The sequence below is a fragment of the Phaeobacter sp. NW0010-22 genome (assembly GCF_040365955.1).
GTDB lineage: Bacteria > Pseudomonadota > Alphaproteobacteria > Rhodobacterales > Rhodobacteraceae > OMPR01.
This window is the reverse complement of the sequence record NZ_BAABWT010000006.1, coordinates 1-19323: the sequence shown is the minus strand read 5'-3', so window position 1 is coordinate 19323 and position 19323 is coordinate 1. Positions and strand designations below refer to the sequence as shown.

Below are 19323 nucleotides of genomic sequence, written 5' to 3'. Positions count from 1 at the left end.
GGCACCATACTTTTGCCCTGTTCACTAAACAGGAGGAAATGCGTTAATTGATGAGGTATTTTGATGCCCTTGTAATTGCGGCCTCTGTGATTGCGAGATCTTCGTCCGTCAATGCGAGACACGGATAGGTCTTGGCTGCTGATTTGAAGATACCGAGTTGGTGCAAAGCGGCGTGATACCGGTTTGTCGCTGTGGTGTCGGCATTCAGCACATCTCGGTAATTGCGCACTGGGTGTGGGGTAAACACAACTTCGAACAGGCTGGGTTCGCCAACGATTTGATAGGGAAGGCCAACGGCGTCCAGTGCCGTCCGCGTCATATCCATAATACTGTTCCCGAATAGATTTAGTTTTTCATAGGTTCCGGGGCGCCGCAGGATTTCGAGGGTTTTCAATCCTGCGACAGCGGCAACCGGATTGCCCGCAAGGGTGCCCATTTGCATCAGCCATTTGTCGCGACCGACGATCTGGGCATCGAAATGGGCCATAATGTCGGCACGCCCGACGACAGCCCCCAAAGGAAAGCCGCCGCCAATCACCTTTCCCAAGGCGCATAGATCAGGCGTGACACCGTAATGGGCCTGAGCCCCACCATAGGCAAAGCGAAAGCCAGTCACCACTTCGTCAAAGATCAGGATAATTCCGTGTTTGTCCGCTTCATCCCGCAACAATTGCAGAAAACCGGGCAGGGGCGGAACGATACGTTGCAACGGTTCTACGATAATGGCTGCAATATCGGCCCCATATTCTGCAAGAATGGATTTGACGTAGTCAAAGTCATTGAAAGGCGCGATTACCATTTCAGATGCGACGCTGTCGGGAATACCGGCGCTGTCTGGAATTGGTTGTGGGAAATTGGCTTGTTGCGTTGGCGCAAGGCTCATCTGAGCTTCGGCGCTCATGCCGTGATAGCCGCCTTCAAACTTCAGGATTTTGGAACGCCCGGTAAAGGCGCGTGCCAACCGTAGCGCGTACATGTTTGCCTCGCCTCCCGAAGCGACAAAACGCAGTTTCTCGCCGCACGGCATAGCATTGCAAATCTCTTCAGCCAGTTCGACACCTGCACTGTTATTGGCAAAGAATGTCATGCCTTTGGGGATCTGCTCAAAGATGGCTTCTTGAACTTCTTCGTTGCCGTGACCAAGCAACATGGGACCCGAACCAATCAGGTAATCGACGAATTCGTTGCCATCTTCGTCCCAGACTCGGGCAGCTTTGCCGTGGCTGATAAAGATTGAAGGATCAAAATTCCCCAACCCTCCGGCTGGTAAAACCTCCTTGGCACGTGCGGCCCATTCCGCTTGGGGTGATGTCTTTTTCATAGGTCCGTCCGGTATCAAGTCAGATTGGCAAGGCAGATCAAGAAATGGGGCACCCATTTTCCCTGGTCCAGCATCCAACGCCATTTGAAAACCCTAGCGTTACCCTCTGCAAGCAACCAGAATGATACACCTTCACGAACTCACAATGTCGTGCGTGGTTTGCCCACACAGTTAAAAGACAAAAAAACACCTGCCATAGAGATCTACGACAGGTGTTTTGTCTTTTTGCAGATATCCAGAAACCAGTCTGGATATCCATTTTTTAGTAGCTCAGCGCTTAGTGCGCGTGGCCTTTGTCCCATTCTTCCTGCTTGGGCAGGATTTCAAAGGTATGCTCTGGTGGAGGCGACGAAAGTGTCCACTCCAGCGTATCTGCATATTCATTCCAGTAATTATTTTCGGTCACTTTAGCACCGCGGAGCAGAGCGTAAATGATGATACCAAAGAACAGCAGGAACGACGCAAACGAGATGAACGCACCCCATGAGGAGATGTAGTTCCAGTATGCAAACGCTTCTGGGTAGTCGATGTAACGACGTGGCATACCCTGACGACCCAAGAAGTGCTGTGGGAAGAATGTCAGGTTCGCACCGATGAAGAACATCCAGAAGTGGATGTGACCCCAGAATTCGGAATACTGACGACCAGTCATTTTACCAAAGTAGAAGTACACGCCAGCAAAGATTGCGAATACCGCACCCAAAGACATCACGTAGTGGAAGTGGGCCACAACGTAGTACGTGTCGTGATACGCACGGTCAACGCCGGCCTGTGACAGAACCACACCGGTTACACCACCAACGGTGAACAGGAAGAGGAAGCCAAAAGCAAACATCATAGGCGTTTTGAACTCGATCGAACCGCCCCACATAGTTGCGATCCACGAGAACACTTTAACCCCAGTTGGTACCGCAATGACCATGGTGGCCAACATGAAATAAGACTGTTGGTTCAGCGACATCCCGACGGTGTACATGTGGTGCGCCCAAACGACGAAACCCAGAACACCAATCGCGATGATCGCCCAAACCATCGGCAGGTAACCGAAGACTGGTTTGCGGGCAAAGGTCGCGATGACGTGGCTAATGATACCAAAACCGGGCAGGATCACGATGTACACTTCAGGGTGACCAAAGAACCAAAGGATGTGCTGATACAGAATTGGATCGCCACCACCGGCAGGATCAAAGAAGGTGAAGCCAAAGTTACGATCCATCAGCAACATGGTGATCGCGCCCGCCAGAACTGGCAAAGACAGCAGGATCAGCCACGAGGTGACAAAGATCGACCATGAGAACAACGGCACCTTGAACAGGGTCATGCCAGGGGCACGCATGTTCAGGAAGGTTGTGATCATGTTGATCGCACCCAGAATGGACGAGGCACCCGAGACGTGAACGGCGAAGATCGCCAGATCCATCGACATGCCGCCTTCGGTGGTGGACAGCGGCGGGTACAGAACCCAACCAACGCCTGAACCGAGCTGATCGTTGCCGCCCGGGGCCAGCATCGAAGCCACACCCAAGGACGTACCAGCGACATATAGCCAGAACGACAGGTTGTTCATGCGTGGGAACGCCATGTCCGGTGCACCGATCTGCAGCGGCATGAAGTAGTTGCCAAAGCCGCCGAACAGCGCGGGAATGACCACGAAGAACATCATCAGAACGCCGTGATAAGTGATCATCACGTTCCAAAGGTGGCCGTTCGGGGTACAGACATCACCGCTCGAGAATAGGCGGAAGCCTTCGAGGCACATGTATTGAACGCCGGGCTCCATGAGCTCCAGTCGCATGAAAACGGTCAGCGTTACCGAGATCAGACCGACCAGAGCCGAAACGACCAGGTACAGAATCCCGATATCTTTGTGGTTTGTCGACATGAACCACCGGGTAAAGAAACTCCGGTTGTCCTCATGCTCGTGACCATGAATGGCTGCGTCTGCCATTTGGTGCCTCCTGTTGCAAATGAACGCGTAGACGGGATTCCCGACGCGCGTGGATTAATGCTGGTTTTAGAATGCAGGGGGGCCGCCTTCAATGGCGGAGTTTGATCTGGATCAAGAATAATTGTCGCGGGGGCACGCTTGAGCACTGATATGGGGTCGTGCAGGGTGCATTTTCAAGATGATTTGCAACAAAAAAGGACCCATGATGTCGTTCTCCTATGTCAGCACTGCCCAAGCGCAACAGGATTCGGGACTCAGAATGATCGTGGTGGGAGGTGTGCCAAGCCCTTGGGGAGAGGCCGCCAAAGGGCTGTTTCATGTCAAAAACCTGTCTTGGTACGCAACTCGTTTGGCTTATGACGAACCGGCGCAAGCAAAATGGGCTGGGGTGCAATCCGCTCCTGTGGTTTTCTGGCAGGATGAACCGCCTCTGATAGAGGCTTTGCAAATTTTGGACCTGACCCAACGGATCGCCCCTGATGTCGATCTGGTGCCAGAAGCCGATGCAACAGATATTCGTGCGTTAGTTGCGCGAATGGCTGCTCCGGGTGGTTTGGGGTGGCAGCGCCGTTTGCAGCTGGTGCATGGCGGTATGATGGGGGCCGAGGGCTTTCACCCCAAAGTGTCTCAATATCTCGCTTCAAAATATGGATATTCACCTGAGCGTGGGGAAGGGGCCGGTGCTATGGTGCAGGCGATACTCGGGGAAATGTCGGCGACCCTTGCAGATGGGCGAACCTACTACTTTGGGGATAGATTGACAGCGGCTGATATCTATGCTGCGACGTTCTTGGGATTGTTCAAACCCCTGCCAGAAGACCAATGTGCGATGAAGCCGGCCACGCGCAGTGCCTTTGAGACGTTGGATGAGGCAACGCGCGCAGCGCTTGATCCGGCGCTTATCTCTCATCGGGATCGCATCTACGCCGAAGCTTTGGAGTTGCCGTTGGCCTTATGATCGGCCCATTCCTTGACGCAGGCGCGCTGTACACCCAAAACACGCAAGCCAAGATATTCACCCCTTTCAAAAGGCTAAACCGATGATCGCTTATGATACTGACAACATATTCGCCAAAATCCTGCGTGGAGAGATCCCCGCAACGCGGGTATACGAAGATGATGAAACGCTCGCTTTCATGGATATCATGCCGCGCGCAGATGGGCATTTGTTGGTGATTCCCAAAACACCATGCCGAAACGTTTTGGATGCAACGCCCGAACAGTTGTCAGCTGTGATGAAGACGGTTCAAAAGATGGGAAATGCTGTGATGGCGGCTTTTGCGGCCGACGGGGTCACCATTCAACAGTTTAACGAAGCTGCGGGTGGCCAAGAAGTTTTTCATCTTCATTTCCACGTTTTACCGCGCCACGAAGGTGTCAAAATGCGCGCACCGGGCACCATGGGGGATTTCGATTTGATAGCGAGTCAGGCCGAGAAAATCCGCTCCGCGTTGTAAGATTTTGATCTTATTGAGCTTTAGCTGGTTTCGAATGTTTTCTGTGGATTCGCTGCTGAGATGCGATCAGGCTTAAAAAATTGCCGCCCTGTTCGGGACAGGGCGGCAGAAAATTTTAAAACCCATAGTACATGAAGTCATGGACTGAGGGACTTTTTTGAAAACACCACTCACTCACAGAACGGTATGGGAATTAAATCACGTTTCGGGCATCGCGGCATGACCCATATGGATCATGGGTTACGATATTGTTATGTTTCCTGACTTTCTCAGAGTGGGTCGTAAGGCAATAGACCCCCAGAGGCAGGCGCGGGCGCGAAACGAAGGCAGGGTAATACTCATTCGAGACGATGTGGAAAATAAGGGGCAGGTTTCACGGGACCAAGTCATCACTGCGATTTATGAGACAGTGCTGCGTCCTGAGCTCTACGAGCTCTTCATGTCCGCATGGGAAGACCACATTTCCAATATCCTGAGCGAACCGGACCTAGCGATGCGGTTGGATCGCTGCGATTTGCAGGGCGGGATGGAGATCGACCCAGAACTCCAGGCGCATTTTTCCCGAGCCTATGATATTTTGGAACAGCTTGGGCGCAAAGTTCCCAGATCTGAGTTGAAACAGAGAGTCATCGACAGTGCCGGTTTCACAATTCTATCGAACCCTGATGGCCAGATCGTGGCAGCCGGGCTCGCAGCGCGTGACATCGTGAATGAGACACATTCCTTATCGGACTTAACCGAACACCTGACAGTCAATGGCGTTCGCATGCTAGAAGATCTGTGCGAGAAAGCACGATGCGAACACGACAAGGTCCATTCGCCGATTGTTTTAACGACAGATATTCAACCACGTCACTTGATTGCGCGGATCGCTTTTGACGAAGGTGCGCCCGTGCAGGTGCTTATTGAAGGCTTGGATTATCAGTGGACGGCGGAAGCTGAACAAATGCTGATTACGTCATTTGGTTTATCACGCGCCGAAGTTGATGTGGTTCGTAATCTAATGGCGGGGTACACTTTGCGCCGCATCGCTGAGATTTCTCAGCGGTCCGAGCATACCATCCGAAATCAAACAAAATCCGTTCTGGCCAAGACCGGGGCCCCGGGACAGGCAGATCTAATAAGGCTGGTCGCCTTTTTGATCGACAACGAAGATCGCCCTAACACCGGACACCCTGGCGTGGTCTCTCTGCAAAGCACAATGCTCGAGATGGAAACCGGGTTGAAAATGCAGGTTTTCGAATGTGGCGACCCTAAAGGCTATCCAGTGGTTTACCTCCACGGCATGTTGGACGGTATGGCGCCACTTGAGTATCTGCAAAAGCAGTTCCAAGAGCAGGGACTGCGCGTGATCGCCCCTGTGCGGCCGGGATATGGGCTATCGGACGGGGTCGGAACCCCGGAAGACGCAGTCGAAATGATCGTTCGCCACGTTAATGAGCTTATATCGCGGATGAAACTCGAACGCCCAGTTGTGCTTGGCCATATGGCCGGGGCCTTGCATGGGCATTTCGTCTGCAAAAGGTTGGCCAACCGTGTTGCAGGCATGGTGGCCGTTGCCGCAGGGGGGCCCGTCCTGCGCATGAAACAGATCTCAAAAATGGCGCCGCGTCAGCGTGTTATGACCTATACCGCACGCTTTGCACCGGCATTGTTGCCATTCTTTGTGCGGGCGGGTGTGGCGTTGGTTGACAGTGATGAAATCGGCCAGTTTATGGACTCTCTTTATAGACCTGGATCGCATGAACGGATAGTTGTCGACCATTTGGGTGTCGCGGAGTTGATGCATGCTGGATATCGTTTTGCCGTGCAATCCGGGTCAACAGGGTTTGTATCAGACGGTCACATGATGGTACGAAATTGGGTACCTGAAGTGGACGGGTCAAAGACGACGGTCCTGCATCTGCATGGAGGCCGGGATCCCGTCATTCCAGCTTGTGCAACAGAGCGGTTTACGGCTGACCACGAAAATATGGAATTTCGGTTATTCCCTGAAGCTGGGCAATTTCTCATCTATGAACAGCCCGACGTTGTTCTAGGGGCGATACGTGACTTGATCACCCGCTAGGAGGCAAGAGCCTCAGCGTGCATGTGCCGGCCTTGAGCCTTGCATGTCTTAAGCCGCTAACCGTTGTTTTGTTCGAACACGCGTTCAAAGCTGCGTTTCAAAGCAACATCAACATCGTCCATTGTCACTGGGAGCCCCAGATCGACAAGGCTAGTCACCCCATGTTCGGTGATGCCACAGGGGATTATGCCTGTGAAGTGATCTAAGTTTGGTTCGACATTAATTGAAATGCCGTGAAAACTTACCCATTTGCGCAGCCGGATACCGATGGCCGCGACTTTGTCTTCGGCTTTGGCCCCTGTGGCAGTCAAGGGTTTGTCATCGCGCTGAACCCACACACCGACACGCCCGTCTCGGATTTCCCCAACCACGTTGAACTCGGCTAGCGCTGCGATGACCCAAGTCTCGAGCTGTTTCACAAAACGGCGCACGTCATGCCCGCGTTTGCCCACATCCAGCATGACATACACCACACGTTGTCCGGGACCGTGATAGGTGTATTGCCCACCGCGTTTGCTGGGATAAACCGGAAAGCGATCCGGATCCGTTAGATCTTCGATCTTGGCGGATGTGCCTGCTGTGTAAAGTGGGGGATGTTCGACCAACCAGATACATTCGTCTGCGTCGCCTGCGGCGATATACGCAGCCCGTGATTCCATAAAGGCAACAGCCGTGTCGTAATCGGTCAAACCGTCTGAAGTAATCCATTCCATTGCGGCTGCTTATCTGGTTGGAGGAAAAGGGGGAAGGGGGCTCAGACGCTCTCTTCTAGTACGCGTTGCAAAACTTGTGTGTAGGTTTCGACCCCTTGCGCACCGGTAATCAAGAATTTGCCTTCGAACACCATGGAGGGGACACCCGAAATGCCACGCTCGGTCCAGAATTGTTGTTTCTCTCTTACAGACGCGGCATGGCTGCCTGAGCTTAAGACCTGTTGCGCAGCGTCGCCATCCAGTCCCGCGCTAACGGCGCAGCGGATAAGGACGTCGCTGTCAGATACGTCCTGCTCCTGCGTAAAGTAAGCGCTGAATAGTGCCAGTTTTAAGACGTGCTGACGTCCTTGAAGAGCGGCCCAATCCAGCAGTTGGTGTGCTTGAAACGTATTAACTATACGACTGTCGTCTGAAAAGTTGAAAGCAAATCCCAAATCAGATCCCAATTGCGTGAGTTGCGCCCGAGCTTGCTGGCTTTGCTCCGGAGAGGATCCATATTTCTCTCTGATGTGTTCACCGAGATTTTGTCCTTCAGCGGGCATGTTTGGATTCAACTCAAATGGGTGCCAAAGTAGATTTGCCTGCGCGCCAATATCTGAGAGCGCTTGGTCTAGTTGTTTGAAGCCGACAATGCACCACGGGCAAACCACGTCAGACACGATGTCGATTTGAACCTTGGGGCGGGTGATTTGTTCGGTCATATTTGGGTCCTGTCTCTGAGGAAGGATTAGAGGTTGGCCATAGATAGGGATCGTTGAACAGCTCCACTAGAGTGCTGCAGTGTGAATAGTTAGTGCATGACTGGCCAGGGTTCCATCGGGTCGATGGATCCTGATGCGCGTGGATGGTGCCCTAGATCAAATTAATGTTGGAGCGTAACCCATCATCTCCTGCTGTTTTTCGCGACACAGAGCGCTTCTATCGCAGCTTACGCAGCAATTGGGTCTTTGCCTTTCCCAAGGGTTACCCATCTGCGCACTTTTATTCGGCTATGAACTATGAGGCTTGTCTTGCAGAAGTTTGGAAAAGTGTCTGTTCAAATGTGTCATAAGCACTATTGCTTGCTGATACTTAATAGACTGCCGAGACATCTTTGAATTTGCCCCAACCACCAGGATCTGACGCGGCAAGTTTGTGGCGTCTGATGCCGGGAGGGGGCTTGGCTTAAGTGAACAATGCAATGGGATCGAAGAGTGTGCGGTTTAGCTACCTTGGAAAAGCCTTGCGAACGACTTTTCGCAGCCTCTGAAAGAGGCAAGGGATGTTGCGTTGCCGCTGTCTCCAAATCAGCCCTACCAGCCGTTGAAGCCCTAACCCAAATTGAACTCTGATTGTGTCGCGCCAATGAGTGATGGGACTTCCGCCAAGTGGAATAAGTTTCATATCACCATTTGCTACCAGGCCTTCTAGGCTCGGAAACTTTCCCCTGTGTTTCAGACATCATGTCCGCAATGGGCTGATAGTGACCAAGCGTGCTGAATGTAGGAGTTAACTGTGTTGAAGCCTGATAGAGGGGGCGACTTGTGCGTTGGCGGTCCAACATGCCTAGAGCGCCTGCTGTGACTGGCTTGTGCCTTGGACTGGAAGGGGGCTGCCAGTCGTGTTGGGTTGAATTCATGTGTTGGTACAATGGATGGTACAGCTTGGTAGTGGCTCGCAGAATTGCAACCAATTACAATGACTTGTGGGGAGAAGTGGCAGCCCGTAGGGGAATCGAACCCCTCTTTCCAGGTTGAAAACCTGGCGTCCTAACCGATAGACGAACGGGCCACTCTTGCTGTGTGGCGCTTTTAGGGTTTCGAACTTGCCGGAGCAAGTGCTGATTTCAAGATTTTTGGGAAATTCGAATATTTTTTCAAGACGAGGGGGTAAGGGCAAACGTGAGGATCAGGAAAACTTGCACGCTTCCATCTTCAAATAGACGGAGCCCCCTGTCGGACAGAGTTAAACAATCGGTCTAATTCTTGGGTGTTTATTGTGTGTGCTGGGCCAATGCACACGACTGCGTGCTGTGATCTGTTCGGGGACGTTGAGGTTTCTGCGCGCCGCCCAATGACTTGGACCAAAACGGTTTCACCTGTTGGGGTCAGAACAAACCCTTTGGCCCGCGTTATGCCGAGTTCAGGAGAGGTCAGACCCGTCACAAGCGCTTTTAGGTCAAGAGGGCGAGAGATGGGAAAAACCTTGCTTTTGAACAATGAATCAGAATGACGGCTTTGTTCCGGAGGCATCTCGGGGGACCTGGGGCCAAGGATTATGTCTGAAGAAACACGCCCTTGAATGGCGTGAACAAGCGCTGCTCGCGGCGACACGGTCGCCAGCCAATTCCCAAGGTCATGAGACCAAGACTCTGCCACCAGATCTGTTTTGGTGGCAATAACAAGGTCTGCGTCCTTCAATTGGCGCAGGATTGTGTCGCCAAGGTATGTGTCGTTTGAGAGGTCGCGCACGGTTTCGCTATCGGCAAGAACCACAACACCGTTTGGTTTTAGCCCTTGTATTAACGATAGGCTGGCGGCGATTGCTCCGGGAATGGCCACACCAGACGCTTCGATCACGATATGATCAGGGCGTGGTTGGCGTTGCATCAAGTCCATCAATGCGCCAACAAGGTTGTCCCCGAAAGAGCAACAAATGCAGCCACCAGCGATAGAAATCAGGTCGTCATCCTGAGCTTCTATCAAGTCCTCATCAATTGATAGGGCACCAAACTCATTGACCAAAATGGCCAGTTTCTGTCCGTCAGGGTGGCGCAGAAGATGATTGATCAAAGTGGTTTTGCCAGCACCAAGATACCCGCCAATTGTCGTAACCGGTATCACAGGTCAGCCGCAGCAAAAATGCGCCCACCTTGGACAGTGCCCCAGACGCCGATATCCTTTAGGGTCGTGGGATCGCATGTCGTCGGATCAGCATCCAAAACAGCAAAATCCGCGTGTTTGCCGACCTCGATAGACCCGATTTCCCCATCCAGATGCAATGTATAGGCCGCGCCCAAGGTGACGGCCTGCAACGCCTCTTCCACGCTGATTTTTTCAGCCTCCCCTTGAACACGTCCACTGGCGGTAATGCGGTTCACCGCACACCATGCTGTAAACAGCGGTGCGAGCGGTGTTACAGGTGCATCCGAGTGAATTGTCATCGGCACATCATTATCCAAAGCCGTTCGGCACGCATTCATGCGTTCCGCGCGTTCAGGTCCAACGGTCAGGCGGTAATGCTCGTCCCCCCAATAGAAATGATGGTTGGCAAACAGATTGACGCACATGCCCAGTGACTTCATACGGCGGAACTGAGCCGGATCAGCCAATTGGCAGTGCTGAAGCGTGAAGCGATGATCGGGGCGCGGGTGGGCAGTTAGGGCAGGGCTCAGCATATCGAGCGCAAGGTCGGTGGCTTGATCCCCATTTGTATGTGTATGAACGCAAATGTCTGCCTCTAACGCTCGATGGTAGATCTCAGACAGTTGCTCAGGAGCGATATACCAAAGACCGTTCGGTGCGCCGTTGTGATATCCGGGCCAGCGCAGGCGGGCCGAGAAGCCCTGGATCGACCCATCAGCAATAACTTTGATCCGCCCCAATCGCAGCTGATCCGTTGATTTTTTCTTGTGCTCCAGAGTTATGGAAATCAGCTCTTCTGGTGTGTGTCCCATAAAAAACTTCAACGGTACAACCCGAGCAGGAAACGTCGGTTCCCCTGTGACTCGCAGCATCATTTCAACGGCATTGTCATCCAATCGTGATGCCAGATCCGTCACAGTCGTCGTACCGGTGCGAACGCAAAGCTTGGCAAAATCACGCAAGCCGGGTTCATCTGCATCTGTCGCGGCACGATCTAAGCCAATTATCGGTCCAACCGGCATATAAACTTCGGGTGATTTGAGGACACCAATCGACATTCCATCTGCGCCCAGTTCGATGCCCGGGTGGTTTAGGCCGGTGCGCATCATTCCCGCCAGTTCCAAAGCCTTGGTATTCACGTTCAAAATATGCCCCGAGGCGTGCAATATGCCGATGGGGCGCGTGGCTGAAACCTGATCCAAATCGTGGCGTGTGACCGTAATGTTATCCATATAAATCGGATCGAGCTGAAACCCGGTCAATGGTGCATCAGGATCGGTCAACTCCGCCTCGGCCTGTTTCAGGCGATCAAGCACATCATCCAGAGTTTTCAACCCATCCCAGACTTTGCCATTCGGGTCCATCCGGTCAAAGAAGCCACAATAAACGTGGCGCCAGAGTGTTCCTTCCATTGCATGGGCATGGCCTTCGACAAAGCCGGGCATCAGGGTCATGTCGGCAAATTGGGTGTTAAGTTCGTAGTCACCCCAGCCTTGCAGGTCTGATAAAGCCCCGACGCCCAGAATGCGGCCATCCCGGACTGCGACGTGGGTCGCTTTGGGTGCGCTGGGGTTCATCGTGACAATGGTTCTTGCTTGAAAAATCGTGATGTCTGCCATGGAAAACCTCGTGCGTTGAACCTGATTTGGGCGTGCTCAACAAACGGTAGGGGGCTTTGCAAGATTGGGAAAATGGTTTTTATTGCGCTATAAGGTCGGAAAAATAGTGAAAGGCGATTGGCGATGAATTTCACGTTAAAGCAACTTCGGTACGTAGAAGCGGCAGGGCGACTGGGGTCGATTGCACAAGCTGCGGGCGAAATGTCTATTTCCCAATCTTCCATTACCGCGGCGATTGATGCGCTTGAAACGTCGCTGACCTATGACTTGTTTGTGCGCACACCTGCCAAGGGAATCAGGGCGACTCCTGCGGGGGACGAAGCCCTGCATTTGATCCGGGCCTTTATCCATCAATCGCGCCATTTCGAAACTGAGCTGACGTCGGTTGGTGGAGACACATCCGGACACGTGCGGATCGCATGTTATGCGACTGCGGCTCCGGCATTCTTGCCACCGATTCTTAAGAATATATCGGATTCATTTCCGGGAATGTCGGTGCAGGTGCTGGAGGGGAACCTCGAAACTATTCTGGAGTTTCTCAACGAAGGTAAAGCCGATCTGGTGTTCACCTACACAGAGGGGCTTACAAAAAACCACACTTTTCAACCTCTGTTCGAGGCTCCGCCCTATGCCTTGGTGGGGTTGGATGATCCACTTGCAAAGCAACCATCAGTGACATTTTATGAATTGGTTGATCGACCAATGGTGTTGCTGGACCTGCCTCGCACACGCGATTATTTTACGGGGCTTTTTGAGCGCCGAGGCCTACGCCCAAATATCGCACATACAACGCGATCTGCCGAGATTGCACGGGCTTTGGTGGCAGGCGGATTTGGATATTCAATTCTGAATATTCGACCGCCAGATTACTATGAAGAAAAGGTCGGATATCGCGCATTGCCAATCCAAGGAGCCCCAACGGCGCAGAGTTTTGGCATCGCTACGCTGGCAGGTGCGAGAGAACCTAAGATTGTGCGAGCTTTTATTGCGAATTGCCAAAGGTTGCAGCGAGAAGGGGCCTTTGACACGTTGACTGTCTGGGACACTGAAAACCAGTAACCCTAAAAAACCAAACAAGGTGACATATTAAATCTGTTTTCTGGTGTAACAATGCTGGGCTACGCTTCATGGCAATAACCAAAAGAACATCTGGGAGGATGATCCATGAAGCACTTTATTAAGGGGCTGGTAGCCTCTGCTGCGCTGAGCGCGGTTGTTATTGGAGGTCAGGCCGCGGCCGAAGAACCGGTGCGGGGAGGCACCTTGGTTACGGTAATCGGGACCAATGTACGAAATTTGAATTCTTCCGTACAGTCGGGGATCGCAACAGGATATCCCGGGTCACAACTGTTTGCGTCGCCTCTGCGTTATGACGAAGATTGGACACCTCAGCCTTACTTGGCCGAAAGCTGGGAAGTCAGCGAAGATGGCCTGACTGTGACCCTGAATTTGGTTAAAAATGCCAAGTTTCACGATGGTGTCCCGATCACATCCAAAGATGTGGCGTTTTCAGTCGAAGTGATCAAAGAGAACCATCCGTTCAAATCGATGTTCGCTCCCGTGTCCTCGGTTGATACGCCAGACGACCATACCGCGGTCTTGAACTTGTCTAAACCGCACCCTGCTTTAATGCTGGCGATGTCTGGTCAGCTGATGTCGATCATTCCACAGCACGTGTATGGCGACGTCCCCATCAAAGAAGTAAAAACACATCCGCGAAATAACGAGAACCCTGTGGGATCAGGTCCGTTCAAGCTGGTGGAATACAAATCCGGTGAACACATTATCCTCGAACGTTTCGATGACTTCTTCATTGAGGGGCGCCCGTATCTGGACAAGGTTGTGATGCGCATCATTACGGACCCTGCAGCCAGAGCGATCGCCTATGAAAATGGCGAATTGCACATGGGGGCGTTCGAGTCCTTGCCGCGTATCATCAACCGGCTGAAAAAGGTGGATGGTCTGAGCGTGACTCCAGAAGGGTACGGCGCGATTGGACCGCTTGATTGGCTGGCGATGAACACGCAATCGGGTCCGCTCAAGGATGTTCGTGTCCGCAAAGCGATAGCTTACGCGATTGACAAGAATTTCATCCAAAAAGCCCTGATGCTGGGTACGTCCGAAGATAGCCGGACAGGCATTCACCCTGATAGCCCGTTTTATAGTACCGATGTCGAAGCCTATGATGTCGATCTGGACAAGGCCAACGCCCTGCTGGACGAGGCCGGGTTCCCAATGGACGGGGACAAACGGTTTTCGTTGACCATCGACTTTGGATGGCCGGGTGTGAAGCCGCAGGTTGAATACGTCAAAGCAGCGCTGAAAAAAGTTGGCATTGATGTTTCAGTACGCGCAAGTGCCGATTTCCCCACATGGGCCAAACGCATGGGCCAGATGGATTTCGACATGAGCTGGGATACCGTCTTTAACTGGGGTGATCCTGTTATCGGTGTGCACCGGACATATGTGTCAGATAACATTGGCAAAGGTGTTTGGTCGAATACGCAGGGTTATTCCAACGCACGTGTTGATGAACTGCTTGATATGGCCGCGCGCGAAAATGATCCGGAAAAGCGCAAAGCGATGTATGGTGAGTTCCAGCAGATCATCGCGGATGAACTGCCTGTATATCACACGAACACCCTCCCATATCACACGGTGTATTCCGACAAAGTCGGCAACCCACCTTTGGGCATTTGGGGCACGTCGACGCCAATCGACATGACCTACTTGAAAAAGTGATCTGAACAGCCGTGGCGGCAGATGTCGCCACGGCTTTGTCTTGCAAAGGGCCACGCGTGTGAAATTTCTCCAGACTACGATGATCCGGGTGATGTATGCTGTACTGCTTTTGTTGGCGGTGTTGGTGTTGAATTTCTCGTTAATGCACCTCGCGCCGGGGGATGTGGCTGATACGATTAGCCAATCGATGGGCGGTGCAGATCAAGAAGTGCTTGACCAAATTCGAGCGGACTATGGATTGGACCAACCATTTATCGTTCAATTGGGCCGCTATATTGGTGGCGTTCTGCAAGCCGATTTAGGGTTTTCCTTCTTTTACAATCAGCCTGTAACCAAGCTTATTCTTGAACGGTTGCCAGCCACGTTGTTGTTGGTGATCACGTCGCAGGTCTTGGCCTTGTTCCTGGGGGTCTTGTTGGGGGTCATTTCGGCACGTAAACCCAACGGGATCAGCAGCCACCTTGTTACATTTTTGGCTCTGTTTGGGTATTCCGCGCCGGTCTTCTGGACTGGGATCCTATTGCTAATCGGCTTTTCACTCCAGTTCCAGTGGTTCCCAGTTGCGGGAATGCGGGATGTGACGATCAGCGGGGGATTTTGGGTTCATTTCTGGGATGTAACCCGACACCTTGTACTGCCTACAATCACGCTTTCTTCGATCTTCTTAGCGCTGTATTCCCGTCTGTCACGCGCAACGATGATGGAAGTTCTGGGCTCTGACTATGTACGCACAGCCAAAGCAAAAGGGCTGACAGAGCGTCAGGTGGTTTACAAACACGCGCTCAAAAACTCGCTTTCTCCAGTGATTACACTGGCTGGCTTGCAGCTCTCTGCTGTGGTGTCCGGGGCCGTCTTGGTTGAGACCGTCTTTAGCTGGCCCGGTTTGGGGACGCTGGCGTTCCAGTCGATCATCGCACGGGATACGCCAACTATTCTGGGAATCCTGTTCTTTTCCGCTTTGGTTGTGATCGTTGGCAACCTGTTGACTGATCTGGCCCTGCGGCTGGTTGATCCCCGCATGAGGGAGAGAGCATGACCATGAACAATGACCCCGTGAACACTCCAACCGAGGCCCCCGTTGAACAAGCCCGTTCACCGTTTGCAGAGGCTTGGAGCATGTTCCTGCGCAATCATGCGGCTGTGGCTGCGTTAGGTGTGCTGTTTCTGATCGTGTTGGGTGCGATCATTGGACCTTACCTCTACCCAATCGATCCGTTCGAAATGGTTTGGGCCCCGTTTTCCCCACCGGGTGAAGAGGGATTCTTGTTGGGCACTGATTATTTGGGTCGGGATTTGTTGGCGATGATCATCAACGGCGCGCGGGTGTCCTTGCTGATTGGCCTCGCCGCGGCTGTGGTCTCGGTTGTGATTGGTGTCACGGTTGGCGCGCTCGCCGGGTTTTATCGCGGCTGGGTCGAAGAGGTGTTGATGCGCATCACAGAGTTCTTTCAGGTGCTCCCTACATTGCTTTTCTCGATGGTGATTGTTGCCTTGTTTGGGGCATCTCTCACGATGATTACCTTTGCCATCGGTATTGTAAGCTGGACAGCAGTGGCGCGCATTACACGTTCGGAATTCCTCCGCATCCGCGAGCTGGAATATGTCACGGCCTCGCGCGCCGCAGGGGCCAGCCCGATGAACCTGATGTTTGGGGTCATTCTGCCAAACGCTATGCCGCCAATCATTGTGCAGTCTGCGCTAATGGTCGGATCTGCGATCTTGTTCGAGGCGGGCCTGTCTTTTCTAGGGCTGACAGATCCCAACGTCGTTAGCTGGGGGCAGATCATCGGATCGAACCGGCAATACATTCTGGATGCTGGGTACACCGTAACTATTCCGGGGTTAGCGATATTTGTGACTGTGCTGGCGATCTCGCTGGTCGGTGACGGATTGAACGATGCCCTAAACCCCAAGTTGAGGCAGCGCTAATGGATCCGCTACTGAAAATCGAAAATTTGCGGATCGAATTGCAGACCCGCGCAGGGGTCGCACCGGTTATCGACGATTTGTCCTTTGAGCTGGCAGCAGGCGAAGCGATCAGCTTCGTCGGGGAATCAGGGTGTGGCAAGTCTATGACTGCACTCAGCATCATGGGGTTGTTGCCCGAGGGGATCGGCCGTGTTGCCAGCGGGTCAATTCAATTTGCGGGGGAAGAACTGACAACCGCGAGCCGGCCGAGGTTGCGGGATCTACGCGGTAACGATATTTCGATGATTTTCCAGGAACCGATGACCTCGCTCAATCCGGTTTACACAGTTGGGGAACAAATCGCAGAAGTTCTGCGGGCCCATCAGGGTTTGTCGCGCAGGGCCGCCTGGAACATGGCTATTGAGCTGCTAGATGCCGTGCGTATTCCAAATGCGAAAAGTCGTGTCTCGTCTTATCCGTTTCAGATGTCGGGTGGGCAGCGTCAGCGTGTGATGATTGCCATGGCTTTGGCGTGTAAACCAAAGATCCTGATCGCGGATGAACCGACAACAGCATTGGATGTCACGGTCCAAGCGCAGATTTTTGATCTGCTGCGGGATCTGCGACGGGATACCGGGACAGCGATTATCCTCATAACGCACGATATGGGGGCGGTCGCGGAAATGGCGGACAGGGTCATCGTGATGTACGCCGGTCGAAAGGCTGAAATCGGACCTGTCGAACAAATCATCGAACACCCACGCCATCCCTATACCAAGGGGTTGATTTCTTGCGTCCCGCATATCCACACCCCCTTGACCGAAGAGCGCGAGGAGTTGACGGAAATTCCGGGCATTGTTCCATCGCTCAACGATTTTGGCGCCGATTCATGCCTATTTGCGTCTAGATGCGCTTGGCGAACTCCCGACTGTACCAAGGCACGACCTAAGCCGGTTTCCTTTGAAGGCGGGCAGATTGCCGATTGCTGGCATGCGGAGGCAATTTGATGGCTGATCCATTTTTGCAGGTTGATAACTTGTCCGTTCACTTTGCCCTCAAACGCAAAGGCATGTTTGGCGCAAAGTCAGTGTTGAAAGCTGTCGATGATGTGTCGTTTAGCGTGGGGCGAGGGGAAACTCTTGCGATCGTTGGCGAAAGCGGATCAGGCAAGACAACGGCGGCTCTGGCCGTGGCGCAGCTTGTAAACGCTGCTGGCGGATCGGTTAAACTCGACGGCGAGGATGTTCTGGGTGTTCAGGGCGATGCTTTACGAGCCATGCGCGAACGGGTTCAATTCATTTTCCAGGACCCATATTCCAGCCTAAACCCACGCCGCCGTGCCGAAGATCTGGTGCGGGAACCGCTTGACAGTTTGACGGACAAAACCAAGGCTGAGAAACAGCAGATCGTTGATGAACTGTTTGCAGCCGTGGGACTGCGCAAAGAGCAGCAACGCCTGTTTCCGCATCAGTTTTCTGGTGGGCAACGCCAGCGGATCGGTATTGCACGGGCCTTGGCGACCCGACCCGAAGTCATTATTTGTGATGAACCGGTATCAGCACTGGACGTGGCTGTTCAGGCGCAAATCCTAAACCTCCTGCGGCGTTTGCAAACCGAATTTGGCCTGACGTTCCTGTTCATCAGCCATGATTTGGGCGTTGTGCAACATGTCAGCGACCGCATTGCGGTGATGTATATGGGGCGGGTGGTTGAACTTGCGGATCGCCTTAGCCTGTTTAATTCCCCGCGCCACCCCTACACCAAGGCATTGCTGTCGGCAGTGCCTGCTGTGTCGCGCAAAGATCGGGCAGCGCGTCAGCGCATTTTGATTCCGGGTGATCCGCCCGACCCGGTCAATCTGCCTGCGGGGTGCCGTTTCGCCAGCCGCTGCCCACACGTGATGCCGATCTGCAAAGAGCAAGAGCCCATGATGCAAAACGTTGGAACAGGCCACCTTACTGCATGCCATTTGACAGAGCAGGAAGAGGCCGCAGTGTAATTTCCGGTTGAGTGCACGCCATACAGGCTGTGCGCTCAACCCGTGGATAATCGGATGTGACTTTGGGTTTCCGCAACATCAGGTAGGGCTCTGATCTGATCCAGAATTCCGTCCAACCGTTTCAATGATGATGTGCGGATTTCGACAACAATATCAAAGTTCCCACTCAGCGTATGAATATCCATGACAGCTTCCATCCGTCGCAAAGACGCTTGGGTCACGCGCCCGTCGTCGGCCTTGAGGCGGATCAGGGTGAACGCGCTGACTTGGTGGTCATCTTCTGACGACCCCAATTCGACAGTAAACCGATGAATAACCTTCAAATGCAGTAGCTTGTCGATCCGGTTTTGAACGGTTCCCCGGGAAACACCTAGATCTCTTGCCAGATCGGTGACAGTGGCCCGCGCGTCTTTGGTCAGCCGCAAAAGCAACTTGTGATCCAGCTCATCCATGGTCGACCCTCATGTGATTGATGAATGACTTTTTGTCAGAAATTTCTCGAATTGCAAGAATTTCTGTCGTTCTGATTGGCGCGCGGGTTTTGTTCACTCTTCGCATCAATATGCAAATACGCGCGAAAGAGGGTTCTCCCAATGCAAAACGACAGCATAGACATGTCCCACTCCTCAATTCTCCATTCTGCTGGTTTCAGCGACGCTGAGCTGGATTCTGGCCCGCTTGAGGTGCGCACGCCGGTGGATGGGA

General features: G+C 53.0%; 16 protein-coding genes and 1 tRNA gene. 9 read left to right on the top strand and 8 right to left on the bottom strand.

The features are described 5' to 3' along the window. Positions 1-43: 43 nt before the first annotated feature. The gene (locus tag ABWV33_RS13795) at positions 44-1321 is read right to left on the bottom strand and encodes an aspartate aminotransferase family protein (protein ID WP_353331537.1); all 1278 of its coding nucleotides are present in this window, start codon (positions 1319-1321) and stop codon (positions 44-46) included. Positions 1322-1598: 277 nt separating this feature from the next. Next, positions 1599-3269, bottom strand: coding sequence for a cytochrome c oxidase subunit I (gene ctaD / locus ABWV33_RS13790; RefSeq protein WP_113823484.1), 1671 nt, complete (start codon positions 3267-3269; stop codon positions 1599-1601). Positions 3270-3528: 259 nt separating this feature from the next. Between ctaD and ABWV33_RS13785 the strand changes: the two genes are divergently transcribed. From ABWV33_RS13785 to ABWV33_RS13775, 3 genes are all read left to right on the top strand, one after another. Then, the gene (locus ABWV33_RS13785) at positions 3529-4227 is read left to right on the top strand and encodes a glutathione S-transferase C-terminal domain-containing protein (protein WP_353331535.1); all 699 of its coding nucleotides are present in this window, start codon (positions 3529-3531) and stop codon (positions 4225-4227) included. Between the two features lie 82 nt (positions 4228-4309). Then, the gene (locus ABWV33_RS13780) at positions 4310-4726 is read left to right on the top strand and encodes an HIT family protein (RefSeq protein WP_353331533.1); all 417 of its coding nucleotides are present in this window, start codon (positions 4310-4312) and stop codon (positions 4724-4726) included. Between the two features lie 439 nt (positions 4727-5165). Further along, positions 5166-6794 (top strand): bifunctional helix-turn-helix transcriptional regulator/alpha/beta hydrolase, encoded by a 1629-nt coding sequence (locus tag ABWV33_RS13775; protein WP_353331531.1) that lies wholly within the window; start codon positions 5166-5168, stop codon positions 6792-6794. A 56-nt stretch (positions 6795-6850) separates the two neighbouring features. On the opposite strand, the gene lipB is transcribed toward ABWV33_RS13775, so the two are convergent. The 5 genes from lipB to ABWV33_RS13750 form a co-directional block, all read right to left on the bottom strand. Further along, the gene (lipB, locus tag ABWV33_RS13770) at positions 6851-7507 is read right to left on the bottom strand and encodes a lipoyl(octanoyl) transferase LipB (protein ID WP_353331529.1); all 657 of its coding nucleotides are present in this window, start codon (positions 7505-7507) and stop codon (positions 6851-6853) included. A 41-nt stretch (positions 7508-7548) separates the two neighbouring features. Beyond that, a complete protein-coding gene (locus ABWV33_RS13765) occupies positions 7549-8208 on the bottom strand; it encodes a DsbA family oxidoreductase (protein ID WP_353331527.1) in 660 nt (219 codons plus the stop codon). Positions 8209-9202: 994 nt separating this feature from the next. Then, a tRNA-Glu gene (locus ABWV33_RS13760) sits at positions 9203-9277 on the bottom strand. A 143-nt stretch (positions 9278-9420) separates the two neighbouring features. After that, positions 9421-10329 (bottom strand): CobW family GTP-binding protein, encoded by a 909-nt coding sequence (locus tag ABWV33_RS13755; protein WP_353331525.1) that lies wholly within the window; start codon positions 10327-10329, stop codon positions 9421-9423. Next, positions 10326-11969, bottom strand: coding sequence for an amidohydrolase (locus ABWV33_RS13750; protein ID WP_353331523.1), 1644 nt, complete (start codon positions 11967-11969; stop codon positions 10326-10328). The genes ABWV33_RS13755 and ABWV33_RS13750 overlap by 4 nt, the downstream gene beginning before the upstream one ends. Positions 11970-12092: 123 nt before the next feature. On the opposite strand from ABWV33_RS13750, the gene ABWV33_RS13745 reads away from it, so the two are divergent. The 6 genes from ABWV33_RS13745 (at position 12093) to ABWV33_RS13720 (ending at position 18618) form a co-directional block, all read left to right on the top strand. Further along, positions 12093-13028, top strand: coding sequence for a LysR family transcriptional regulator (locus tag ABWV33_RS13745; RefSeq protein ID WP_113823492.1), 936 nt, complete (start codon positions 12093-12095; stop codon positions 13026-13028). Positions 13029-13133: 105 nt separating this feature from the next. After that, on the top strand, positions 13134-14711 hold the full coding sequence (locus ABWV33_RS13740; RefSeq protein ID WP_353331521.1) for an ABC transporter substrate-binding protein: 1578 nt from the start codon (positions 13134-13136) through the stop codon (positions 14709-14711). A gap of 58 nt (positions 14712-14769) precedes the next feature. Continuing rightward, positions 14770-15747, top strand: a complete 978-nt coding sequence (locus ABWV33_RS13735) for an ABC transporter permease (protein ID WP_258547068.1) — start codon at positions 14770-14772, stop codon at positions 15745-15747. After that, positions 15744-16640: an ABC transporter permease gene (locus tag ABWV33_RS13730; protein WP_251134600.1), complete on the top strand. Its 897-nt coding sequence runs from the start codon at positions 15744-15746 to the stop codon at positions 16638-16640. Before ABWV33_RS13735 ends, ABWV33_RS13730 begins: the two co-directional genes overlap by 4 nt. Beyond that, positions 16640-17626 (top strand): ABC transporter ATP-binding protein, encoded by a 987-nt coding sequence (locus ABWV33_RS13725; RefSeq protein WP_113823495.1) that lies wholly within the window; start codon positions 16640-16642, stop codon positions 17624-17626. Before ABWV33_RS13730 ends, ABWV33_RS13725 begins: the two co-directional genes overlap by 1 nt. Continuing rightward, positions 17626-18618, top strand: a complete 993-nt coding sequence (locus ABWV33_RS13720) for an ABC transporter ATP-binding protein (RefSeq protein WP_353331518.1) — start codon at positions 17626-17628, stop codon at positions 18616-18618. The genes ABWV33_RS13725 and ABWV33_RS13720 overlap by 1 nt, the downstream gene beginning before the upstream one ends. 35 nt (positions 18619-18653) lie before the next feature. Here ABWV33_RS13720 and ABWV33_RS13715 read toward each other — a convergent pair whose 3' ends face one another. After that, positions 18654-19070, bottom strand: a complete 417-nt coding sequence (locus tag ABWV33_RS13715; RefSeq protein WP_353331516.1) for an Lrp/AsnC family transcriptional regulator — start codon at positions 19068-19070, stop codon at positions 18654-18656. Positions 19071-19323: the final 253 nt, after the last annotated feature.